This is a genomic window from Rhizobium sp. GW821-FHT14E12 (assembly GCF_058803745.1).
In genome coordinates, this window is the sequence record NZ_JBXAPH010000022.1 from 1 (window position 1) to 23,800 (window position 23,800).

A 23,800-nucleotide genomic window follows, 5' to 3' on the forward strand; every position below is an offset into this window, starting at 1 on the left:
GAGCATAAAGAGCGCGTTACCCGAGAGGCGGCGTCGCCACCTTAAGGCAGATCCGGTTGGTGGACCAGTTCGCCTTCCTTGGTGACGATGGTCGATCCATATTTCTTCTCACGCGATGTGACGATCAGCCCGAACTGCGGGCGCCGGGCGTGGTCTACGCCCCAACCGCGGTTTTGATCCGACCAGATAGACATGTGGCATGGGTGGAACACGGGACCCTGGATGGTCTTCACGAAGCAATGAGGAATCGGTTTGGATCACCGGCTTGAAACAACCCTTCTTGGCGCCTATTCGGCGTTGTACAGGCTCGCGCTGATGCCATTGTGACTGCCTCACGAGACAAAGCGTGCGGTATGCTATCGCTTCCTCGACAGATAGGAGTGTTCATAACGCGCGTTTGTGCTCATTCTTGCTCCTTCTATTATGTCGCCGAGCATGGCTCGGTGACGGCTGACGAGATCAGTAGACATAGCGGCTTGACGACCGGTGCCGTGACTGGCCTGATCGATAGGCTCCAAAAGACAGTTTCAGCCTATACGCCCGCCGAGCTCGACCTGATCGCCCGCTTCCTGGATCAGGCATTGTCAGCCCGCGAAGCTGCGATCCAAGACATCGAAAACAAGCGTCGCCCGGCTTTTCTGCCGTCCCTTCGCAGATCAAAATGACCTTGGCGCGCGGATCGGAGAATTTTCAGGATCCGTAGGCCGATGGTCAGTGATCTGTGCCTCCTTCTCTATCGATTCTAGGCCCTTAGCGACACACACATAGGGATGACGACTGATGGTGCGTGTCTGATCCGAACTGACCTCAATGAAATTCACGGCAGCAATTTGACATTCGTGGGGAAATCGGAGCATCAACGGAGTCATGGGCGACGCCGCAATGAGCAGTACGTTTTCTAACAAGTAAATATATTCAATAGCTTAAGCCGTGCCGCCACGCAGCTGCATCTTGGATGCTGTTTCACACTCGGCAACGACGCGATTAGTTCGCAGCAATTGTTCGTTCCGGCCGCTTCCAGGTCGTCAAAAGCATATTAATGAAACGGTCGGCTGCGGGGGATAGGGTGGCACTCCTGCGTCTGACGATACCGATCGTCCGGGTGACGACAGGATTGACGATCGGGCGCGTTATGAGAAACGGATGCTCCTCCTGCGGCGTTGCCAGCCTTGGAAGCACGGAAATGCCAAGTCCCGCCTCGACCAGTCCCAGCGAGGTATTCAAATGGGTGACCTCATAGAACCAGTTGAGCCTGAGGTTTGCCCGGGCGAGCGCCGCGTCAAGAAGCGTGCGGTTGCCGCTGGAGCGATCGACCACAACAAGTGGGTGGCCCTCGAGCTGGTTCCAGTGGATTTCGTCAAAGGCGGCAAGCGGATGGTCCTTGCGCATGGCCAGCACGAATGGATCGTCGATCAACGGCTCGAACGATAGATCCGGATCGGAATTGCCCATCAGGTTGATGCCGAACTCGACCTCGCCGCGAGCCACCGCTTGTAGCCCCTCATTGGCGGTCAGATCCCGGATTCTCAGCCGGATATGAGGATAGTCCCTGCCAAAGGTGCGAATAACGGCCGGGAGGAAGTAGAAGGCGGCAGTCGGCACGCAAGCCATGGTTATCAGTCCGCGACGCTGTGATCCACCGTCCTTGATGGCAAAGAGCGAGCCGTCGAACTCCTCCAGCATACGCCGAACGAGAGGGATCATCTCTTGACCGGTGGCAGTCGGCGCCACATGGCGGGTGGTTCTGTCGAGCAATGGCGCGCCGATCGATTGTTCCAGTTTCTGGATGCGGCGCGTCAAAGCCGGTTGCGAGATGTGCAAGGCCTCCGCCGCGCGATGAAAGCTTTCGAGTTCGACCACGGCCTGAAATGCACGAAGGTCCAAAATCTCGCAATTGATGCTCATAATGAAATAATACCTCCAAAAATTGCATTTCACAAATAATCCGTTCTTGCACATATTGCAACAAGTCGGTGGATTGATCCACTTCATGAAGCTTAGAAAGTTTGTTATGAACGATTTGGTGCGGATTCCTTGCGTCTTGATGCGTGGCGGAACCTCTCGGGGACCGTTCTTTCTGAGCGCGGACCTGCCGTCGGACGCAGCCAGCCGCGATGCTGCCTTGCTATCGATCATGGGGTCGGGTCATCCGCTGCAAATCGATGGTATAGGGGGGGGAAATCCCGTCACCTCGAAGGTCGCGATTATCGGTCCGCCAAGCGTTGCCGGCGCAGATGTCGACTATCTGTTCGCTCAGGTCCGGACCGACCGGCAGATCGTCGACTACTCGCCGAATTGCGGAAATATGCTGGCGGCCGTCGGGCCTTTCTCGATCGAAGCTGGCTTGGTAAAAGCCCTGGAGACGGAAACGCTCGTACGCATTCACAATGTCAACACCGGCAAGGTGATCGAGGCGAAAGTGCCGACCCGCAACGGCGAGGTGACCTATCTCGGCGATGCCTCGATCGACGGCGTACCGGGGCTTGCCGCGCCGATCGCACTCACATTTCTCGACGCCGCAGGCGCCAAGACCGGCAAGCTGCTCCCAAGCGGCAATGCATCGGATGTCATTGACGGTCTGAGGGTGACGATCATCGATTGTGCCATACCCATGGTGCTCATGCGCGCTGCCGATCTCGGTGTAACCGGATATGAAGACGCCGCCACACTGTCCGGAAATACCGAGCTCATCGCGCGCATGTCGGTGATCCGCATTCAGGCCGGTGAAATCATGGGCATGGGCGATGTGTCGGACAAGGTCATTCCGAAGCCGGTCCTGATCGCGCCGCCGCAGAAGGGCGGCACACTTGCGGTTCGCTATTTCATGCCGAACGATTGCCATCCGGCCCTTGCGACGACGGGGGCGGTCGGCATAGCAACTGCGGTCGTCACGCCGGGTACGATTGCCGCCGATCTTGTGGGCGGCTCATCTCTTCCGGCGACCGTGCGGATTGAACATCCGGGTGGCCGTCTCGACGTCGAGCTGGAGACGCGCGGCGGCGTGACCATCGCCGGTCTCGTACGAACCGCGCGTCGTCTTTTCGAAGGCTATGCGTTTGCCAAGCCCGCCGGGTTTGTCGAACACGCGGCCTAGATCATTACCAATCGATCCGGTGAGGACCGGATATAGTCAGGGAGGAAATTTCATGCGCAATTGTCTGCTCGCGGCAACCGCCGTCATGGTGCTTGCCGGCGTTGCCCATGCCGAGCCGGTTCGGATGAGCGTCGGCTCTTATAATCTCAACAACCTGCCGTTCCCCGTCGCCGAAAGCCTTGGCTTCTACAAGGAAGAGGGGCTGGAGGTGACCACGGAGAATTTTGCTCAAGGGGGCTCCAAGGTCCTGCAGGCTCTTGTCGCGGGCTCGACCGACGTTGCCGTCGGTTTCTATGATCATACGATCCAGATGCAGTCGCAGGGCAAGCATGTCGTCGGCTTCGTTCAGCTGGCCCGCAATTCGGGGCTGGTCCTCGTCGGGAAGAACGACACTGATTTCGATCCGGCCAAACCGGCAACGATCAAGGGAAAGAGCATCGGCATCACGGCGCCGGGCTCATCGTCCGATTTCTTCATTCGTTACTATCTTCAGCAGCACGGCCTGACCGAAAACGACATTTCGATCATCGGCGTCGGCTCCGGCGCGGCGGCGGTTGCGGCCCTGCAGCAGGGCAAGGTCGACCTTCTTGTCAACTACGATCCGGCCGCGACGATCGTCGTCGAGCGCGGCATTGGCAAGATCCTGATCGACGCTCGCAGCGATGAGGGCGCCAAGGCCGTCTATGGCGGCATCTATCCGACCTCGGTTCTCTATGCCAACCAGGCCTATATCGAAGCCCATCCGGAGGTGATCCAGAAGGTCGCCAACGCCACGGTGAAGGCGCTGCATTGGATGAAGAACCATCCGGCGGCGGAAATCGTCGAGCAGCTCCCTGACGATTTCGTCTCCGGCGACAAGGCGACCTACATCAAGGCGGTCGAGCACGCCAAGGCGATCTTCTCGAAGGACGGCCTGTTCGTCGCGCAAGATACCGAGACGCCGCTCGCCGTTCTCAAGAGCTTCAACGAGAGCGTTCACAAGGCAACAATCGATCTCAATGCCACCTACACGAACAAGTTCGTAGAGGCCGCAGCCCAGCGCGCCGCCAACTAAGAGGCTCCAATGTCAGTGACAGCAAGGAAAATTCAAGCTGTGCCCCAATCAAACCCGACACCCATGGTTTCCATCAGCGGCGTCACCATGGCGTTCGGATCATTCGTGGCCGTCGAAAACGTCAACCTGACGGTCGGCGATGGAGAATTCCTCTCCATCGTCGGACCGACTGGCTGTGGCAAGTCCACGATCCTCAACGCCATCGCCGGCCTTTTAAAGCCTTCGGCAGGCGAGGTCTCGATCGACGGCGCCGCAGTGAAGGGCGTGCAGAACAATATTGGCTATCTCTTTCAGCAAGACGCGCTCCTTCCCTGGAAGACGGCTTATGAGAACGTCGAGCTTGGCCTGAGGTTTCGTGGCGTATCCGCTGGCGAACGGCGTGAAAAGGTCATGGGATGGCTTGAAAAGGTCGGTCTCAAGGGCTTTGAAGCCCGCTTTCCGCACCAGCTTTCCGGTGGGCAGCGCAAACGCGTGCAGATGGCGCAGGCCTTGATCACCGAGCCCAAGGTCATTCTTATGGATGAGCCGTTTTCGGCGCTGGACATCCATACCCGCCATCTCATGCAGAACGAGCTTCTCAAGCTGTGGCAGGAAGACCGCCGCGCCGTGGTCATGATCACGCATGATCTCGAGGAGGCGATTGCACTTGGCGATCGTGTCGTCGTTCTCGCCGCCGGCCCCAAGAGCCGGGTAATCGAGACCTTCGGCGTCGATCTCGAACGGCCGCGCGACGTCGCAGAAATCAAACTAGACCCGAAATTCATGACCCTTTATCGCGACATTTGGGCGTCGCTGCGCGGCGAAGTGGAGAAAAGCTATGCAGGCCATTAACGTTCGTCTCATCCAGGTGGCCCTTCTGGCGATCATCCTCGGTGGCTGGCAATTCGGGGTTTCGTCCGGGGTGATCGACCGCTTCTTCTTTCCGGCGCCATTGGACATCGTCAAACAAGTGACGACCTGGGTCAGTGATCACGGTTTCTACAAACATGTCGGCATCACGTTCGGCGAGACCGTTCTTGGCTACCTGATCGGGACTGGTCTCGGCGTAGCTGCGGGCGTCTGGCTTGGCCTCAGCCCGTTCGTCGCCAGGGTTCTTGATCCTTTCATCAAGGCCGTGAACGCGATCCCGCGTGTCGTGCTTGCACCGATCTTCGTTCTTTGGCTGGGGCTCGGTCTCTGGTCGAAGGTCGCACTGGCGGTCACGCTGGTTTTCTTCGTCACATTCTTCAACGCGATGCAGGGCGTCCGCGAAGTCAACCCGGTCATCCTGTCCAACACCCGCATCCTTGGCGCCAAGCGTTCCGACCTGCTTCGCCACGTCTATTTCCCAGCCGCGGCAACCTGGATCCTGTCGTCGCTGCGCACCTCCGTCGGCTTTGCCGTCGTCGGCGCTATCATCGGCGAATATCTCGGCGCATCGGCGGGTCTCGGCTACCTCATCGCCCGCTCGGAAGGCAACTTCGATGCCGTCGGTGTTTTTGCAGGCATCATCATCCTCGCCGTCTTCGTTCTGATCATCGACCTGATCCTCGATGTCATCGAAAGGAAGCTCATCACCTGGCGTCCGAACGTCGGCGAAGAGCGTCCCGCCTGAGCTCACTCTCCGGGAAATTGAGGAGGGCAACCTGGCTGGGTGCCCTCCTGTTGAATTCCGCCTTGTTGACCCGCCCTTCCGCCTGGCGTCGGTCCTGCTAGGCAGAGACAGCCCTATCAAGTGCTTCACTAATTTGAACCAATTGTGAACTATAGCCGAAACGGCACTCGGGGCGAGCTTCGCTGGGGATTCAACAGCAAGTTTTTTCCCAATTCCGCCGGCTTGGCTTCCGCGTTTTCTCCAGCATGAGAGCGACCGCAAACTTGTTCGACACCGGTGGTCTCTTCGTCAACGGCACGATAGCGGCCTAGCAGTCGGCTTTGGCGCTGCCGTAGAAAAGCCGTGTCTCATTGCCGTATAGGCAAGTTTCGTTTCTTCATGTTCCTCGCTAGCCCGATTTGCTCTATGAGCTCCAGCGGACACTGCTGCCTAGCGGATTCTAATTTTTATTAGACACTTGGCCCACTGGGTGAAGCGCGCCGCCGGTTCAAATCCTATCAATACCAAGGATTCGCAAAACCTACCTGGGGCCTTATAGAGACCTGTGGCATCAGCATTAGTGAGGCGTGCTGGCCGGTATATGCAGTGAGGCTCCTGCCTTTTCGGCGGCTGCCCGCAGGCGCTTGTCTCTGGTCCACAGGGACGCTGTCTGGTCAAGAAGAACGGACGCCAGCAAGTGGGCATCCGTGTAGCCAATGCCCATACTGAAAATACCATGTCGGTCGATCATTATCATGACTTCGTCGTGCGTCGCGACGACTGCGCCGCGCTGGGCTGTCAAGAAAGCTATCACGTTGTCGCGATCCCGAAGGCTGCCAAGAGCCAGCTCGCCGATCACGCTCGGATGGCAAAGCAATCGATCGTCTTCAATAATCCCGCGTAGCTCTGCATCGGCATGTCGGAAATGATCAATCCAGATCGAGGTGTCTACTAATATCACTTAACTGCCGCGCTCCGGCGGCGCGGGGCTGCCTCGGCTTCCGGCATGGTTCCTCCGAGCGCAATGAGGCGTTTTCCGGACTCCACACGAACAAGCGTCTCCAACGCTTGGCGGACGAGCGCCGCGGTTTCCTTGGTGCCGGTCAATGATTTCGCCCTATCCATGAGTGCGTCATCGAGATTGATAGTAGATCGCATGAGCCGAATCCCTTACTGAAGCGCATAAAATAGCACCATTTGGTGATGAAATCCACGCCTCATTTCTGCTTCCATGGGCAGGGCATAGTCTGCAATCCGGAGAAATTACAAGTCCACTGTTCCAATTGGTTCAAGAGCGGCATTCGACGGAATGAAGGGCCGGAAGTTCAACTCTCATCAAAGTGAAGATATTTCGCGTTTCAGCGGCTTTTCATATGGCGATCGGGACGACTATCGGTTGCCAATAGGACACAGCTCGTGCCTTGAAACTGTCATAATTTGTTTTTTGTGCACTTCTTATATTGCCTCCCGCCTTATGGTTGATATTTCTGCCATGCCCTTAGCGTCCAAAGGAGATTCGGGAATGCGGAGACTGGCGCCGATTGTACTCATGGTCGTCTTGAGCGCATGTGCAAGACCATCGGATGGCCCAGACGCTGGGAATATCTACAACGCGAAGTTACCGCATTCGGGCGAGAAGATCCCGGTCATTGCCTTGGCGGATGCGCCTATGGGGAGTGCCGTGTCGGCACCGTCCTATGCCCCGACAGATCAAGGACTTGCTCGTTTCCGGTCCGCAGGTTTTGCTGATACCCGCTTGCGTCGTGGCGATGTGATTGATGTGACGGTCCTCGATACCGGCGAGGATGGGTTGCTTTCGTCGACCCAGAGCAAGACGCTCAATCTCGGTCGGTTCACCGTCGATCAGCAGGGTTTCGTCACCATGCCTTTCGTCGGCAAGCAGCGGGTGGTCGATTCGACGCCGGAGGGTCTGCAGGCGCAGATCGTCAATGGGCTCAAAGGTTCGTCCGTCAATCCGCAAGCCGTGGTAACGGTGGTCGACAAGCCGTCGAGCGCGGTGACGGTGGATGGCAAGGTTCGCTCCGCAGGACGCTTCCCCTTGTCGGCACGCAAGGAGCGGGTGCTGGATGTAATCGCGCTTGCCGGCGGTGCCTCGTCCGCTCCGGGCTCGGCGACCGTGACGCTGACCCGTGGTTCGCAGCGGGCGACCGCGCCGCTCGATCGCGTTCTTCAGGATGACCAGCAGAATGTCCGGTTACTGCCTGGCGACCAGCTTTTCGTGTCTGACAATACGCCGAGCTTTACCGCTCTGGGCGCGTTCAAGAGTGTTGGCGAGTTCCCGTTCGAACCTGGAAAGATGACTTTGGCGAAGGCACTTGCCCGGGCTGGCGGCTTGTTGGATGACCGCGCGGATTCTCGCAACTTCTACCTGTTCCGGAATCAGAACGTCTATTCACAGCCTACTGTTTCCGCGTCCGGAAAAGCCGGCGCCGCGCCGACCGTCGTTTCTGTGAAGCCGGTAATTTACCGCGTCAATCTGAAGGATGTGTCGAATTTCGTGCTGATGCAGCGCTTCCAGATTCAGGACGGCGATACGCTTTTTGCCAGCAATGCTGGCATGGTTGATGCCGCCAAGCTGCTAACGGTCTATCAGAAGAGTGCCCCGACGGCCGCGGCACCTGTTCCCAGCGCTGGAAGCTCCGCGAACTGACACTGCCCACGTGTTTCAATAGATGCGCGGTTCAGCGGCTGATATCCCCGAGAAAGTCGAGCGCCGCCTTGGCGCTCGCAGGGCGCATGAAAGGGCTTGTCTGAGTGAGATATCGGGCGAGAGCTCTGATCTCTTCGACGGAGAGCTCGGTTTCCTCGCATCTTTCAAGAAGTGCGTTCAAGACGCAACCGGCCGAATAGAGGTCGAAACGAGGATCAGCTGGCATATCGTCCGCTTGCTCCGGCGCCATGAACGAAGGAGATCCCGCCAGCTTGATGTCAAGATCGTGATGACGTTGCCCCTGTTCCAGCGTCACGCCGAAATCAATAATCTTCAATCCGCTAAAATCGTCGCCGGATAAGAGCAGATTTCCCGGTGATATGTCGCAATGGACATAGCCGGCCTCATGGATCGCCTGGAGTCCTAGGAGCAGGCGGCGTATCGTCTCGATGATGTCGTGGACAGCAATGGAGCCACTGGAGAGTTGGCGGGACAGCGGTTGCCCCGCCCATTCTAAGACGATCGCCGGGCGTCCGTCGGCCAGCCTCAACGCCATCTGGGTTTGAACGAGGCAGGGATGTCGCAGTGACATTCCGATCCGCGCTTCCCGCAGCAAAAGCCTTCGCGCGATGTCGTCGTTAGTGCGATCCGCAACGACCGTTTTGAGAACGTGAAGCGTTCCGAGATCGCGGTGGCGTAGCCGGCCAACTTCTGTGCGTTCGCGGCGATCAATGGTCTCTTCAAGCAGGAAGCTGCCGGCGATAAAAGCGGGATTTCCGAGAGGAAATTGCGGCAGCCGTCGATCCAGTGCATCGCGAAGGCGGTCGATCAGCATGTCCCGTGTGTCGGAAGAGCGCTCGCCCTTGCCGTCATGCATGAGGGTGTGCAGCAAGCCGGAAAACCGGGAGGCGATCTCCTCAAGATCCTCCGCGGGCAGATCGCTGCTCATGAGGCACCGATGACGATGGCGCTGAGGTTGTCGCGGCAACTGGCAATCAGGCCCTCCTGGACGAGTGTATCAGCAGTACGCTCTATCGGTGTTTCGATCAGGATTTCGGCGATCACGCGGTCGGCGAGGGTCCGGGGCAGTGATGCACTGCACAGGAGCAAGCGATCGCCGGGAAGAACTGCATCCAGAAAGGTATCGGGTAGGAATTGCGGCTTGAGCCCCAATCCGCGCGCCAGCGAACGTTTAAGCCCGACATCGACATGATCCCGGGTAAGACAGCGCATCATCCCGTCGCGCAAGAGATAGCAACGCGCCTCTCCAGCCCAGACAATGGCGAGCTCGGTGTCGAGAATCGTCGCAACGACAATACTCGCAAAGGGTGGCTGCCGATCGCCGGATGCTGCCTTCATCTGCAGGATGCTGTTGGCGTGGCCGAGCTTGCCTTTGATGTCCTGAACAAGCGCCTGCAGGCTTTCATGGGCACCAACACCGGAGAGTATGCTCGTCGCGGTTCTCGCCGCTTCGATGGCGCCCATGCCGTCGCCGTTGCCGTCGGCAAGCGCAAACAGGCGTGGCCTTTTGGATACGAGCAACGCATCGGCATTGTGTGTCAGCCGTGTTCCGGCATGGCTGGCATAACTGCTTTCGATGAAGCGCCTCGTCTCGCCGGCGGGTGCGCCTTCGTACAGTTCAGGCGTAGGAATAATCTGCGCCACCGCCGGGGGTGGTGTTGGTTCGGATAGCGCGTCGACTTTTTCTGTGGCAACCAGCTTCAGGAAATCTCGCGTGGCAGGCGGGCCGCTTGTCCTGAAACCTTTCCTATGTCGGGTGCCGAGCGCCATGCGCCACCAGAGCGAGACCGGCGCGCCGACATCAGGTGAAGGGACCTCATCGTCCGCTCGCGCGCTCGCGAATGGCAGTCGCAGGCGCTTGATGCCCTCGATGAAGCGAGGCATATTGAAATCCGCCTTGGTGGAGGTCTCGGCCAATGCTTCGGCGGCGGTAAACCAGACGTCGTCCTCGCAAATATCCCGTAGACGACCGGTGAAACGATGCAATTGCGCCGCGATCACCAGAGGAAAGCTTCGCCCGACGCGGTCCCGGCTTGGCAGCAGCACCCCGGCAATGGCCGCCGGCCCCCACACCCCGCCGGCTACGGCGAAGCGCCAGGGTGGGGAGGCGTGAAAGAGGCGCCGCCATTCCTGGCCCAGTGTCGGCTCCATTGCGCCGAGACCGCCCTGGATCCATTGATCGAGCTCCGACTGCAGCCGTCGCCCCAGCGCCGTGGAGACGAAATCGCCATGCGTCGGGAGTTTGCCGAAGAAACCGATCACGTCGGATTCCTGTGGCAGGGCCGTGCGAGCTGAGCGTTCGTTCATCGCCGACACCGCTAGAACTGACTCGGGCAGGCAAAGTCGGACAGTGCCTGCAATCGGAATGGATTGAGTACGGAACCGAACTGAACGTCGAATTCGGCGGCCTGGCCGTTATTGTCGAAATGCGCCCGGAAGAGATCCGGTCCCTGCATGGTGATCTTGGCAGCGTCGAAGAGCCGGAAGGGCGACCAGTCGCCGCTCTTGGTCGTCGCCTGCTGCCAGCCGCCCGGAAGAAATGCGATGCGCGACTGGTTCTCTGTTCCCGAAGACGGCCAGGCTATGGACTTCGCCTGGACTGGACCGTGGAAATAGACGACGCGCTCGCCCTCGATCTCCATCATCACGGCATTGGCCGAATCCGTGAGCGATACCGGCTTGATATTGATGGCGATCGCCGGCTTCTCGCTGCCGGCCGGGAAAAAGGCGCGTTCGATCTTGTCGGCATTTTCGAACTGGGCGATTGCCTGGCTCGCAATGCTGTCTCCGCCAAAGGTGCCACGCCAGCCCCAGGGCTGGGCACTGGTGTCGACAAAGGCTTCCAGCCTGTTCTTGAAGAAGCTCTGAAACAGGCCTTGCGGTCCGAACAGGCGCACGAAATCCGCCATCGCCACATCTTGCGAGGAGGTGCGATCGAAGGGATAACGCCCGGCCACGATCCCCGCGCAGAGGTTTGCTCCTTCCGCTGCCCATAGATCATTGATCCGGTTGCGCGCGGTCTTGACGGCAAGCGAGCCGATATCGGCGGTGACGCCTGCCATCAACGTGTCGGCCGGTGCGGGAAGTCCGCGTGCTTGTTGCAGGAGATCCTGATTGGCGCTGGTGAGCTGTCCGCTGGCGTCGAACACGCGGGCAACCTCCGCCGTCGATGTCGAGGCGCGCGACAGCTGGTTGTAGACATTCTGCAGGATTGGCTGAAGGGCCTGGATTTGCGATCGGGCAGTATCCTTGTTTCCCTCGGCCTGCATGCCGTCATCCGGTTTAACGCTGCGGGGCACCTCGAGCGCTGCCCGCAGCGGTCCGTACGGATCGGGTGCGTTGGCGGCGCTGGTGAGAGCGGAGGTGATGGCTGCATCGGGCGCGTCTCCAAGCGATGCGATCTCGGTGCCATCCGTCGGTCGCAGATCGGTTGCCGCCGAGACCGACTTGAGGAAGGTTTCGAGCGGGCTTGGATTGGTCGCGAGAATGCGCGTCGTCTCGGTGGCGTCGGCGAGGGTTTGAGAGGGGCGGACGCGCAGATCGGTGAGCAAGGTCGACCATTGCTTCTCGAAGGCATCGAAATAGAGCTGCAGCGCGGCCTGGGCCACGATCTCGGTCGTCATGCCGGCCGGGCTGCTCTCGTCGCCGCGAACCCATTGCTCCTTGAGCGCCTCGCGTGCGGCCTCAGTGACTGTCGGCAGGACGACCGTACGGTACCCTTTGCCGGTAAAAAGACCGGGAATACCATCGCGAAGCGTCGCCTGCGATTTCCGCTGAAATGCCTGCGCGCCGAGCGGACCCAGCGCATCGGCGGGTATCCACATATCGAGCGTACGTGCCTGACGGGAATAAGCCAGGATGTCATAGGCGCGTGCCGCGAGGCTTTGCGTGCGGATGGCATCCCGCGCCTTGGCGATAAGCTGGCTGTCGAGTTCAATGGTGGGGAGTGGACCTTCTGCCATGGCCTCGATATGGGCGGCGAGCGCTTGTCTTGTTGCCGCGCGTCCTTCGCCTGGATAGAGCGATGCGAACATGTCCTCGGACTGCTGTGAAACAAAGTCCTTGTCCATGGTTCCAAGGCCGCCGAGCATCCCGTAGAATTTCAGGGCGTCGAAGGTCTTTTCGGTATCGGACGTATTGGCCATGGTCTTCTGGAGCTGGACCAGAACGCGTGGCAACAGCAGGGAGTTGAGCGCCCGCTGGTAGGCGCCGCGCTGCCGGCTGGCGATCTTGTCTTCCTGATCAAGGCCGAAGCTCGTCGGCCAGACCCTGGCTTCCGAAAAACCGCTGGTCACCGCCTGCAGATTGTCCAGTGCCGGCAGCACGCGCAGAAAATCGGCGTCGGAGACGTCGCGAACCGGAATGCCGCTGGCGAGCTTTTCGTAATTGTCGATACGCTTGTCAGCTGCCGCGATTGCGCGGGAGTTCTGGAAGTAAGTGGCGGTCCAACTGGTGAAGACGATAGCCAATGCGACCGCCGCCATGCCGTAGGCGGCGCGCTTGATGATCGTCTGTCGGCGCGACAGTCGTCGGTCCCGCGCCACCAGCGACGCTTCGTCGAAAATGACATCCTTGAACAGACGCGACAGGAAATAGCTGCGCCGCAAGCGGGGCGAAGCCGCCGACATCGGGGCTATTTCCTGCGGCTGGGTGCCGGAGGCGAAATAGACGCCACGCATGAGCGGCGCTTCAACGAAGTTCGATGCCGAGCAAAGCTCGGTCAGGACTTCGTGCAGTCGCTCCTTCAATGAGGCGAGCTCCGCGGGGAAACGGAATATTTTCCCGCGCACCTCGATATTCGGTTCCTGCTGCAGGCGTTCGATCAGCATGGTACCGACGCGCTCCTGCAGCAGCGCGAACTCTTCGATGAACCGATCGGGTAAATTCCGGCCCTGATAGCTTTCCTCCAGTCCGAAGGTTGTACCCCAGACCTGCTCACGGTCCGTCTTGCTGAAACCGTCGAAGAACTCGACGAAGCCGGTCAGCAGGTCGGTTTTGGTCAGGACGACATAGACCGGAATGCGCGCCTGCAGAAATTCGTCCAGTTCGGACAGCCGCTTGCGGATGGCGCGTACCTCTTCCAGCTGCGCTTCATGATCACGGGTCAGCAGATCGCCGATAGACAGGGTCACCAGGGCGCCGTTGATCGGCTGCGAGCGGCGATATTTCCTGAGCAGTCCAAGAAAGCCCTCCCAGCCCGCCTTGGATGCGCCGTTCAGGTCGTCCTGGGTGGCATAGCGACCGGCTGTGTCGATGAGGATCGCTTCATCGGCAAACCACCAATTGCAGTTGCGTGTGCCGCCGGCACCCTGCACCGAGTTACTCCCCAGCGCATCGCCAAGGGGAAACTTAAGCCCGGAATTGGTGAGCGCAGTGGTCTTGCCGGAGCCCGGCGCGCCGAAAATCACATACCAGGGAAGTTCATAGACATAGCCGAAGCGCTTCTTGGTGACGCGGCGCAGGAGAGACAAGGCCTCCTTGAGGCGGCTATGGATTTCTCCGACTTCCGCCTGCTGGCTCGCGGCATCGGAGGCCGCATCCTTTTCGATGCCTTCGACAAGCGCCTTGTCCCGCATGCGGGCCCGCACGGCCGAGACGATAAGATAGATCAGCCATGCCGCGATGACCAAGCCGATGGCAATCAACCGGGCATTGACGCTCGTCAGCGGCGTGAAGCTGCCGTAACCGAGCATATAGCCGTAGAACCAAATGACGACGCAGATTGCGGCGATCCAGATAAGCGATAGGAACCGCTGGCCAAGAAGGCCGGCATAGACCGACACATAGGAGCGGAGCGTATAAAAGAGGCTGAGCGGGTTCATGGGGAGACCTCCGATGCCGTCGGTGTCCGCGTGCTGAGATCGGCGTCGCGCAGCGTCTCGTTGGGATCAGTCAGGACCAGGATTTCCGTACGACGGTTTGTCTCCCGGCCTTCCGGCGTGGCATTGCTTGCCAGGGGATCGCTGTCGGCGCGTCCTTCCGTCAGGATCGCATCCTTGCCGGTATAGTTCGCGAGAATATCGCCAACGGCCCGTGCGCGGGCTTCGGAGAGATGCCAGTTCGAGGGGAACTGAATGGTCCTGATCGGAACATTGTCGGTATAGCCGACCACCACGGCACGGAATTTCTCCGAGGCAAGCGCGCCGCCGATCCGCTGGATCAGATCGCGGAACTCGCTGCTGACTTCGGCGCTTCCCGTACCGAATAGGCCGGAATTGTTGATGCGGACGAGTAGCCGGCCGTTTGCGTTCGAAAGCGTGACGAGCTTGCGATCGACTTCCGGCTGCAGGAAGGCGAGCAGGGTATCGAGCCTGCTCGGGGCAGCGGGTTTCACGACCGGAGCCGGCTGCTGTTTTGGCGGCGTTTCCACCGTCGCGACGACGGCCGGCTGTTTCGGCACGTCGATCAGCAGGCTGGGCGTTTCGTGTGGCGGCAGGTTTGCGAGGCGCTGGAATGTGCCGTCGGAGGCTCCGTTGAGCGAAAGCGTGAAGAACAGGTAGCCGAGTGCAAAGAGCAGCACGAGGGCCGAAAGTGCCGTCCAGAGTGCAACCGCGGTTCGCAGTGGCTTGTGCCGGGCGGAGACGCCGCGCCAGTGCGGCGAAAGCTCGCGCTCGAAGACGCCGTATTGGCCGAGCAGCGTCTTGTAGAGACTGTCGCGAATACGGCCGAGCTCCAGCGAGCCGCGTACGGAGACGCGCGTGCGCCCTTCGAATGCGAGCGACATGCACAGGTAAATCAGAAGAAGCAGGTCCTTGTTGGTCCCCGGGCTCTGGTGAAAATGATCGAGCAGTTCGAACACCCGATCGCCGCCGGTTACATCCATATGGAAGGTCGATACCAGCCCGGAGCGTGCCCATCCGGCACGCGTGCCCCACGGCTTGCTGAGAACAACGTCATCGATGGTGGCGCATACGACATAGTGAGCCGCCCTTGCGCGCTCCGGGCTGATGCGGGCGCTGGCAAGATCGCGTTCGTAACGCCCGACGGCGTCGATCGTCACGCGGCGCAATTCGTCAATGTCGGGCTGTGCCTCCGTCGTCCGCAGGCTATGGGCAAGATTGAGAAGCGGGGCTGCCGAGCGAACGAGCGTCGGCACCTCCTCGCCCCCGAAACGGAAGTCGCGCACGGCAGCCTCGACCGACCAGCCACCACCGGCTAGGCCTTGCTGTCCTGTCCCGCCTTCGGTAGGCGCCAGGGCGTCGTCCAGCAATTCCGCCATCTTGCGGGCAGATTCATTCTTGCGGGCGCCGTCTTCGGTCAGCTCGATGATTGTCGGCAGATCCTGCCAGGATGTCGATTGCGGCGTTTTCATTCTCTGAGAGCCCACAGTTCCATCTCCAGACCGGGGAAGTCACCTGCAAGATGCAGGGCGATCGCGCCGGACGTATCAAGCTGTTTCCAAAGCGGATTCTTGGTGTCGAGCTCGAAATAGATCGTTCCAGACCGATAGGGCAGTTGCCGCGGCAATACCGGCAGCGGCCTGACGGGGATGCCGGGCAGAGCGACGTTGACGAGGTCGGCTATCTTTTCCACCGGGCCGACCTTGATCTGCGCTGGCAGCTTGCGCCGCACATCTTCCGCCGACATTTCGGCGCGCACGGCCAGCACGAAGCCCGCGTCCTTCAACAGCGAACGGTCGTTGATCATGCCGACACGCACGCCATGGCGCCGTTCGGCAAGTTCGATCGAAACGGCGGCCTGCTCAAGAACCGCCGAGAGCGATGTCCTAAGATCGTCGAAAACAGCGGCAAAGGTCGCTTTCAGATCGTCATGGCGATAGGGCGGAAAGTCGCTTGCCCGCTTGCTGTCCATAGTGAAGGTCGCAAGCTCGCCGGCGAGCTGGATGCATTGCTCGTAGAATTCGATCGGATGCAGCCGGGTCGCGTTCGCCTGGATATGGCGCAGCATCGGATCGGCACGGTTGAGGATATGCAGCAGGAAATAGTCGCCGACCTCGGCCGTGCCGCGGATGGTCGGATCGCCGATGCGCTCGGCGATCGCCTCGGCGCGATGGCGGACGATGCCGAGCAACTCCGTGACCAGTTCGCTCAGCCTTGCTTCGGCGGCGCAATTGAGGGAGGGTGCGATATAGTCCGGATCGAGGATCACCGCCTTGTCGGAGCGTACCTCGATGATGCGGGCAAGCCCGATCAGCTCGTAGCCCGCCAGTTCGTCACCGGTCTTCAGATATCTGAGGCTCAGCCGGCCGACATCGATCGGTGCCATGAAATCGGTTTCGACATTGGAGTCCGGCGCTTCGTAAGGTGCGGCGACCATACGGATGCTGTTGCGCGCCGCGCCGCCGTTCAAGGTGACGTCGGCTTTGCCGGGCTGGCGTGCCGGCAGCGCCAGATAGACGATAGCGTTCTTGGTCGATTCATTTAGGTCGAGCGGCAGCGGTAGGTCGGCGTCAACGGGTGCTTCGAAAGGCGTGCCGTCCGGAAGAATGCCGCGCAGGTTCGACAGTGCGAACTGACCAATTGCTAGTGCGCTACGGTCAATGCCGATTTCCGCCACGCCCCAGGGGTAGGGCGCAAGCCCACGCGCGGTGCTCCGCACGAGGCGCTCCGTCCATCGATCGGCCTGCTGAAAATGCTGTACGCGAAGGAACATGCCCTCGCTCCAAGCCACTCGATTTTCGTTTTTCATCAGCTGTTATTCGTCCTCTTGGTCATGCTGGCCGAAGTCTGCTCTTTCAGGTTCTCTGTCGACGCGCGCATCGCCTCGTTGAACACGTCCCTCAACGAGAGGCTTCTGCCGTCTTTCTCAAATTGGGCGCGATAGGCCTGCCAATATCCGCGGCTGCCGGGCCACGGCAGTTTCCGCGCCGCCGCGTCGACCCGCGCCTCGATCATGCGTGGTTCAAGCATCTGGCTTGTTTGGCCGACGAGATTTTCGAGCGCGGCGTTGAATGTCATTTGTCGCGACAAGAGAATGTTCAGCCGTGCGATGAGCTGTTCCTCGCGATTGCCGCTACCTAGATGGACCTCGGCGTTATCGGTCAGCACGTCGATTTCGAAGATTGAAAGACCGTCGGCAAGGGTCTGTTCCAGTCCGTCGATCACTGCCTCCAGCCTGTCGGCAAAGCGATCCGTATCGTTCGGAACCTGGCTGCTCGGCAACCGCTCGGCAAGCTCCACATCGTTTGCCGCAACGATGGTCTTCACGCCTCCATCCACAGCAACCGCATTGCGGCTGCGGTTGACCGGCACCGAGACGCGCATGGCCGCCCCATGCTCCAGTTGGCTGCCATAGTCGAACTCTGCGTCCCAATCGTCGGGGAGCGTTGGCTTGATGCCGTTGGTGTCGGGCGGTCCGTCCCAGCCGATGTCGACGTCGCGGATCGATTTGACCGCCGCATCCATTCGTCGCCAGTCTGATGACGTAGCCGGCCAGTCATCGCCCGCGCGTTCGCCGAGTATGCCGCTTGCAGTTTGTCCACCTGGCGCGACATCGGCAAGGATGGAGGAAATCGTCAATGTTTCGTCGCTCAGCACAAGGCTGGCCTCTGGATCGCCGATTTCGCGATCCGCCTCCCCGGAGATGACGGCCGTGAAGGCAAGGCCGCCGATCTCGATGCGGGACTTGTCGGCAAGACGTCTCGTCTCGCCCTCCAGCACCATGATGCCGTCCACGCGCGATCCGTTGGCACTTTGATCCTGCAGAAAAAACCCCTGCCGGTCCCGTTCGATGACGCAGTGAACTTTGGAGATGAGGCGCTTGGGGTCGGAGAGTTGCCAATCGCAATCCGGTGATCGTCCAAGCGTGCGGCGGCCGCGCTCGAAGAACCATTTCGCGCTGACCTCCGTTCCTGCATTTTGTCTCAGCTCAAGCCGCATCGCCACCTCCTAACCCATGGCCCGCGATGATGATCGGGTCTCGACGATAACGGCATCGCCACTGTCACGATCGGCGGCGGCGACCCGTGCCCAACTGTTCCAACCAAGCCTCGGTGGATCGCCAGCGGCGCCAAGCTGGCAGAACGGGATATGCTCTTTCTTGAGGACGACCTGGATATCGAAGTCGAGGGCGGGGCCGACATAGAGCTTGGTGAGGGCTAAGAGTTCGCCGACCTTTGCTCCGCCGGGAGAAAGCGACAGGTAATCCTGATAATCGAGCGGGCCGACGACTACGCGAAAACCCCCGCTGAAATCATGGATAGCCGCACCCGCTGCCGCGTTGATGCCAAGGCGGACACCTTGCGGCTGACCCAGGCGGCTTTGTTCCTCGATCGGAATATCCAGCCAGCGGCCACGGAAAAGCTCGACGGCGACGGGAAGGCCGGTGAATTCGCACAGCATCGCCCGCAGGTTGACGGTGTTGCGGGTGCGGTTTGCGAAAAAGCCCGAAAAACGCAGGATCAGCTCGTCGTCGACGGCAACATTTTCCTTCAGCCGCGCGGTGCCAAACCCGGCAATTGCAAACAGGCTGGTGACGAACGTGTTGGTATCTCGCTGGCGGCTCCAGCGCAACCGCCTGGCAATCCGGTACTTTTCGCAGGCATCAACGAAAAGCTCGGTCATCCGAGCGGTGAACAGGTCGAAAAAGCTCGCAAGGCCGCGCGAACGATTGCGCTCCTCGCGCATGGCCAGTTCGTTATAACTGGGCGGCATCGAACCAAGAGGGCCGAGCAAGGCGGCCATTGCACTGCGCACCGACGCCGCGCCGCCCTTGCGACGGAAGCCGCTCACCGCCAGCGGCGCCGGCGAGACGCCGATCGGGGATGCGATGGAGAGGTCTTCATCCGTCGCCGATTGAGCCACGCGAAAAGCCGTCGCGGGCTCGAAGCGGCCGGGGTCGCGTTCGAGCAGCGATGCGAGGGTTTCGGTCCTGTTTTCCGCGGTCAGGTTCATCGGTGCGTAACGATCCTTTCCTAGAGAAGCGGCCGTTCGGCGGCGCGTGCCGGCCAGATCGCGATTGGTTTCGATTGCCCCTTCATCGAGACGGAGAGGCGGGTGAAGCTGTTGATGGATGTGTAAAGACCGAAGAACCGGTCAAGAACGCTGCCGAACAGATAGGCCGATGCGCGGTCGATCGCCGCCGGGTCGAATTCGAGCATGATATCCGTCCCCGGCACCATGCCGCCGCTTCCGAGCCTTGCCGTCGAGCTGCGGGCTTGTACCCGCACCAGCGCATCGACGAGCTGCTTCGTCTCGCGGCTGTCGCGGAAGGCGTAAAGCGAGAGGATGTCCTTTAGCGCCGCGCCTTCATTGTCGAAGAGGGAGAGATGGTTGAGCAGCAGGTGCGACATGAGCCGCCAGTTGCGTCCCTGCTGCTCGTTCATGCGTACCGAGGGCGTCGGGGGAATAAGTGCCTCGACGGACCCGACCGCATCGTTGCCGGAGGCGAGCTGCAGATTGGGGTGGCCGCCGCCGAACGGCAGCTGTTCCGGCAGGTTTCGGTTCAGGCAGAGCGTATCGATGCTGGCAATCCGGTCCAGCGACGCGGGCGTCTTTCGTCCGCTGTCGACGAAGGCGATGTCCATGTCGGACGTGCGATCATCGGCATCGAAGCGGCGGCTGCATTGCCAGAAAAGCGATCCGGTCGCGCCCTTCTGGCTGCGGCCGAAAAAGGGTGGGCATACTTCCTCCTCGCCCCCTCGGCCGGAAATCTGCACGCGCTCTATCGCATAGATCTCCCGGGTCTTCTGTCGCCGGGCATCCGGTAGCAGGCGGTATTCCGTGCGCGTGCCATCGAGTGTCAGCGGCTCACAGGTCTGGCGGAAGAGATTGACGACCGGCGTGGCGTTGAGCACGAAATCCCGCGCCGAGACCGTCCGTTCCAGCTTGGTATTCGTCTCATCAAGATAGATGAAGATATCCAGTGTTTCGCCACGCCAAGCGTCTAGCCCGCCTATGTCGATGAAGAGGAACTTTTGCGGCAGCGCGAAGAACTCGGTCAGTAGCCGGTAGCCTATAAAGCTTGAAGACGGATAAGGCAGCATCGACTGATCCGGCTCAAGGCCAACGGCTCTAAGGTTGGTCGCGGGCAGCATGATCGTGTCGCGGTCGTCGGCGTGAAGAGCAAGCGCCATTCCGAGCGTATGATTGGCAAGCAGTTCGTGGATCGCGACCGCCTGCTGCCAGGCCGATGCGACATGCAGCCGCAAGCGCTTCAATCCGATTTCGCCGAGCGATCTGTTCGGGTCGCGCGACCGGATCGACAGGCGCAGGCAGCCAGCAGCACCCGCATGCCTGGAAGGCGGTGCACTGATCGGATGGCCGGAGAGCGAAGCTGAAACGATCTCGGCCGGTAGGACATCGGTATCCTGGGTGGTGCGGAAGCGGCAGGCTTCTCCGCCGATGGGTTCTGCAAAAATCTCGGTATGGCGCGGCACGGTCTGAACCGAGGCGAGCGTGTGGCTCGGGGCGAAACGGACGATGCTCATGGATGGCAATGGCGCCAGATAGTGCGGATAAAGCGTCTCCAGCAAGCCATCCGTTAGCTCGGGAAACTCGTCATCCAGCTTCTGCCGCACACGGGCGGCAGAATAGGCAAAGCTCTGGATCAGCCGTTCGACATGTGGATCGTCGGCGATCTCTCCCGTCATGCGCAGGCGGCCGGCGATCTTCGGAAAGGCATCCGCAAATCGCGCCGCGCGCCGCCGGATGGCGGAAAGCTCGTCATTGTAGCGCTGCAGGAAGCTGTCAGCCATTCGCCGCCTCCACCAGGAAACGCTGGGTCGACGGATCGATCGTCGATTCAAAACTGATCGGCGGCATTCCCTCATGCACCCGGAACGTCGCCTGGATGCGCATGCGGAGAGCCCGCTCTCCGTTGGTGCGGCTCTTGAGGATCGTCACGTGCACATCGGAGAGCCGTGTTTCGAACAGGGTAATGCGGCGTTCGATGATGCGGGCAAGGCGCAGTTTCGCTTCGTCTGTAACCAGGTTCGCCGACACCATGCCGTCAACGCCGTAGGAGACCAGCGCATCGCCGAGCTCCTCACAAGCCGACGGCGGAGCGGTCGGGCGACGGCGGGTATTCAGCAGCGCCTCGAGGTCGCGCCGGATTCCCTCGCGCATTTCGCGGATCTGTTCGGCGGTGCTCAAAGGCGGATCCTGCGACATATCTGGATTGGTATCCATCAGGCGATCGAGGATCGATCGCGCGAGGACCCTTTCCCGAGGTCGGTAGCGTTCCAGTGGATCAACCATGGGCCGAGCGCCTCGTCTCCTCCGACTGCTCTGAGGCTTCGAGCCTGACAGCATCATGGAAGGACACCAGTTCATCGCCGGCAAGGAAGCATTTCTGGCCGCGACCGGTGGTGATCCCGGTCGGCTCATCAATCCATTCCGTCTCACGACCAAGCAGCAATTTCCCATCCACGGGCGTTCCGTAATAGATCGCCGGGAGCAAAACGGATGCGCTGGCACCATTGAGCAATTGGAGTTCGGCCCGGCGGAATGCCAGGTCTCGTGGCCGCGCGATCGGCTCGATGTCGACGGAGGCGATCTTGGCGAAATCCACCCAGAGATAGCCCCCGCCGTTCATGATGACTTCGAGCGCATGGGGCACCCGATCGTCGAGATCGCGCAGGTCGGAGACGGGTTTGCCGTTCCAGAGCATCGGTTGCTCGCCACGCAACTCCTCGAGCGCCTCCAGAGCGGCCCGCGTTTCCTGCGATGATCCTTCCCGATGGGCGATGCCGAGCTTCAGCGCCGCCTTGTCGAGTTCGGTGGGACCTTGCGGAAAATCCGGAGTCGCCGCGTCGCGGAACCAGGCGGATCGCGCTTCCATTGCCCGCAACTGGTTGCGAAGCAGAGCAAACCCCATCGTGTCTTCCGGCGCGAATGTATTGGCCAGATTGCACTGTGCATCGGCACGCTCATAGTCGCCGGCCAGCACCAGCAGATCGATATAGAGATGCCGGGCCTTCTTGTCGGATGGCGCGGTCTTCAAGTGGGCTTTCGCCTGTTCTATCGCATCTTCGAGTGCGTTCTCATCGAGGGATTCGGCAATTCTGGCGGACAATGTCATGCGGACATCCTTTGCGGCACGGCCGGGCGCGACGGGGCATGGGCCATGTTCGCAGTCTCGGCGATGAGATGGAAGCTCGTCGAGACGTCGTCGAGCTGGAAATGGGGTTGCAGCCGCACCGTGCAGGAAAAGATCCCAGGCCTGCCCGGGATTTCGCTGACGGTAATACCGGCGGAGCGCAGCGGAAACCGCGTGCGCAGTGTAAGATCGGCATCGTCGTTGCCGAGCGTATACCCAGAGAGCCACTCATTGAGCTTGCGCTCGATCGATCCGGCATCCGACAACCGGCCGATCTCGTCGCGCATGATGACTTTCAGATAGTGCGAAAAGCGTGAGGCGCAGAGCACATATTGCAGCATGGCGGCAATACGGGCGTTCTGCCGCGCCTGCTCGGTGGAATAATGCGGCGGTGCGTGCAGCGACTGATTGGAATTGAAGATCACCGACGAGGAAAGATAGGTGGTTGCGACAGGAACCAGACCCAGCTCGCAGAACTGCTGTTCCTGGGTGCTGGTCAGGCGTATCTCGACAGGGGCTTGCGCGGAAAGTCCCCGGCTTTCGATCCCCAGATCATAGGGGGCGAGTTCTTCCGCGCTCAACAGGCCGCCATCCACCGCATCCTGGGTGACGCCGCGAATGTCGGCGAACCAACCGGATTCGATGAAGTTGCGGATGACAATCAGCGCAAAGGCAAAGGCCCCATTGCCCCATAGCAGCGTGCTGCCGTCGGCGGCGATGCTTTCGCGGAAAGGGAAATGATCGTCGCGGCGACGGGCGAAGGGCTCATAGGGCGAGCGCATCAGGACACGCGGGGCAACAAGCCCGAGGAAGCGCGAATCCTCGCGTGCCCGCAGCCCGTTCCAGCGGATACGCTGAGGATCGTTTGCAAGCCACGAGAAATCGTGGACGCGGTTCAGCTCGTTGAACTGCTGAAGGCCGATTGCCTGCGGCGAGGCGCCGGCAACGAAGGGGCAGAAGGCGGCCGCGGCTGCCATGCCGATCTGTGTCAGCGTGCCGACGGCGTCGCTACCCGCCGAGCCCTGAGGCGAGACTTCATAGTCACCGATCAGCAGGCCGAACGGTTCGCCGCCGGGCATGCCGAATTCACGGCTGTAGACCAGCTCGAACAAATGGCTCTGATCGAAATCGGTGGTGCGCTCGAAATTGCGGGATAGCTGCGGCCAGCCGATGCTGAGGATCTTGATCTTCACGTCGTCGGCGCGATCGGCCTGGTTCACCAGCAGCGCCAGACCACGCCATCTCGCCTCCATCGCCTGGAATTCGGCATGGTGGAGAATGGCGTTGACCTGCCTGTTGAGCGTATCGTCGATCATTGCGATCAGCCGATCTATCTGACGCGGCCACGCTGTGTTGGAATCCATCGCCGTTCCGATCATGGTGCTGTAA

The 23,800-nt window shown here is 60.5% G+C and carries 21 protein-coding genes; 6 read left to right on the top strand and 15 right to left on the bottom strand.

Features of this window, described 5'->3' with window-relative positions; all coding sequences use genetic code 11:
• Positions 1–41: 41 nt before the first annotated feature.
• Positions 42–194 (bottom strand): hypothetical protein, encoded by a 153-nt coding sequence (locus AC1RO0_RS31285; protein ID WP_498596441.1) that lies wholly within the window; start codon positions 192–194, stop codon positions 42–44.
• On the opposite strand from AC1RO0_RS31285, the gene AC1RO0_RS31290 reads away from it, so the two are divergent.
• On the top strand, positions 195–269 hold the full coding sequence (locus AC1RO0_RS31290; RefSeq protein WP_498596437.1) for a hypothetical protein: 75 nt from the start codon (positions 195–197) through the stop codon (positions 267–269).
• A 715-nt stretch (positions 270–984) separates the two neighbouring features.
• Here AC1RO0_RS31290 and AC1RO0_RS31295 read toward each other — a convergent pair.
• Positions 985–1,905: a LysR family transcriptional regulator gene (locus AC1RO0_RS31295; RefSeq protein WP_498596408.1), complete on the bottom strand. Its 921-nt coding sequence runs from the start codon at positions 1,903–1,905 to the stop codon at positions 985–987.
• 106 nt (positions 1,906–2,011) lie between these two features.
• On the opposite strand from AC1RO0_RS31295, the gene AC1RO0_RS31300 reads away from it, so the two are divergent.
• The 4 genes from AC1RO0_RS31300 (at position 2,012) to AC1RO0_RS31315 (ending at position 5,742) form a co-directional block, all read left to right on the top strand.
• Entirely contained in the window at positions 2,012–3,094 is a 1,083-nt protein-coding gene (locus AC1RO0_RS31300; protein WP_498596409.1) for a 4-oxalomesaconate tautomerase, read from the top strand.
• Between the two features lie 52 nt (positions 3,095–3,146).
• Entirely contained in the window at positions 3,147–4,148 is a 1,002-nt protein-coding gene (locus AC1RO0_RS31305; protein WP_498596410.1) for an ABC transporter substrate-binding protein, read from the top strand.
• A gap of 63 nt (positions 4,149–4,211) precedes the next feature.
• On the top strand, positions 4,212–4,979 hold the full coding sequence (locus AC1RO0_RS31310; protein ID WP_498596438.1) for an ABC transporter ATP-binding protein: 768 nt from the start codon (positions 4,212–4,214) through the stop codon (positions 4,977–4,979).
• Complete coding sequence (locus AC1RO0_RS31315; protein ID WP_498596411.1) at positions 4,966–5,742, top strand: ABC transporter permease; 777 nt, start codon at positions 4,966–4,968, stop codon at positions 5,740–5,742. Before AC1RO0_RS31310 ends, AC1RO0_RS31315 begins: the two co-directional genes overlap by 14 nt.
• 556 nt (positions 5,743–6,298) lie before the next feature.
• Here AC1RO0_RS31315 and AC1RO0_RS31320 read toward each other — a convergent pair.
• Both AC1RO0_RS31320 and AC1RO0_RS31325 read right to left on the bottom strand, forming a co-directional pair.
• The gene (locus AC1RO0_RS31320) at positions 6,299–6,682 is read right to left on the bottom strand and encodes a type II toxin-antitoxin system VapC family toxin (protein ID WP_498596412.1); all 384 of its coding nucleotides are present in this window, start codon (positions 6,680–6,682) and stop codon (positions 6,299–6,301) included.
• Entirely contained in the window at positions 6,679–6,879 is a 201-nt protein-coding gene (locus tag AC1RO0_RS31325) for a type II toxin-antitoxin system VapB family antitoxin (RefSeq protein ID WP_498596413.1), read from the bottom strand. The genes AC1RO0_RS31320 and AC1RO0_RS31325 overlap by 4 nt, the downstream gene beginning before the upstream one ends.
• A 364-nt stretch (positions 6,880–7,243) precedes the next feature.
• On the opposite strand from AC1RO0_RS31325, the gene AC1RO0_RS31330 reads away from it, so the two are divergent.
• A complete protein-coding gene (locus AC1RO0_RS31330; protein ID WP_498596414.1) occupies positions 7,244–8,392 on the top strand; it encodes a polysaccharide biosynthesis/export family protein in 1,149 nt (382 codons plus the stop codon).
• Between the two features lie 31 nt (positions 8,393–8,423).
• Here the strand turns inward: AC1RO0_RS31330 and AC1RO0_RS31335 are convergent, their stop codons facing one another.
• From AC1RO0_RS31335 to tssC, 11 genes are all read right to left on the bottom strand, one after another.
• The gene (locus tag AC1RO0_RS31335; protein ID WP_498596415.1) at positions 8,424–9,269 is read right to left on the bottom strand and encodes a serine/threonine-protein kinase; all 846 of its coding nucleotides are present in this window, start codon (positions 9,267–9,269) and stop codon (positions 8,424–8,426) included.
• A gap of 68 nt (positions 9,270–9,337) precedes the next feature.
• Complete coding sequence (gene tagF / locus AC1RO0_RS31340) at positions 9,338–10,720, bottom strand: type VI secretion system-associated protein TagF (protein WP_498596416.1); 1,383 nt, start codon at positions 10,718–10,720, stop codon at positions 9,338–9,340.
• An 11-nt stretch (positions 10,721–10,731) separates the two neighbouring features.
• Positions 10,732–14,235: a type VI secretion system membrane subunit TssM gene (gene tssM / locus AC1RO0_RS31345; RefSeq protein WP_498596417.1), complete on the bottom strand. Its 3,504-nt coding sequence runs from the start codon at positions 14,233–14,235 to the stop codon at positions 10,732–10,734.
• Positions 14,232–15,725: a type VI secretion system protein TssL, long form gene (gene tssL / locus AC1RO0_RS31350; RefSeq protein WP_498596418.1), complete on the bottom strand. Its 1,494-nt coding sequence runs from the start codon at positions 15,723–15,725 to the stop codon at positions 14,232–14,234. Before tssL ends, tssM begins: the two co-directional genes overlap by 4 nt.
• Positions 15,722–17,062, bottom strand: coding sequence for a type VI secretion system baseplate subunit TssK (gene tssK / locus AC1RO0_RS31355; protein WP_498596419.1), 1,341 nt, complete (start codon positions 17,060–17,062; stop codon positions 15,722–15,724). Before tssK ends, tssL begins: the two co-directional genes overlap by 4 nt.
• Positions 17,062–18,252, bottom strand: a complete 1,191-nt coding sequence (locus AC1RO0_RS31360) for an FHA domain-containing protein (protein ID WP_498596420.1) — start codon at positions 18,250–18,252, stop codon at positions 17,062–17,064. The genes tssK and AC1RO0_RS31360 overlap by 1 nt, the downstream gene beginning before the upstream one ends.
• 9 nt (positions 18,253–18,261) lie before the next feature.
• Entirely contained in the window at positions 18,262–19,266 is a 1,005-nt protein-coding gene (gene tssG / locus AC1RO0_RS31365) for a type VI secretion system baseplate subunit TssG (RefSeq protein ID WP_498596421.1), read from the bottom strand.
• Positions 19,267–19,286: 20 nt separating this feature from the next.
• Positions 19,287–21,068, bottom strand: a complete 1,782-nt coding sequence (tssF, locus tag AC1RO0_RS31370) for a type VI secretion system baseplate subunit TssF (protein ID WP_498596422.1) — start codon at positions 21,066–21,068, stop codon at positions 19,287–19,289.
• A complete protein-coding gene (tssE, locus tag AC1RO0_RS31375; protein ID WP_498596423.1) occupies positions 21,061–21,570 on the bottom strand; it encodes a type VI secretion system baseplate subunit TssE in 510 nt (169 codons plus the stop codon). Before tssE ends, tssF begins: the two co-directional genes overlap by 8 nt.
• A complete protein-coding gene (locus AC1RO0_RS31380; protein WP_498596424.1) occupies positions 21,563–22,393 on the bottom strand; it encodes a type VI secretion system accessory protein TagJ in 831 nt (276 codons plus the stop codon). The genes tssE and AC1RO0_RS31380 overlap by 8 nt, the downstream gene beginning before the upstream one ends.
• Entirely contained in the window at positions 22,390–23,775 is a 1,386-nt protein-coding gene (gene tssC / locus AC1RO0_RS31385) for a type VI secretion system contractile sheath large subunit (RefSeq protein WP_498596425.1), read from the bottom strand. Before tssC ends, AC1RO0_RS31380 begins: the two co-directional genes overlap by 4 nt.
• Positions 23,776–23,800: the final 25 nt, after the last annotated feature.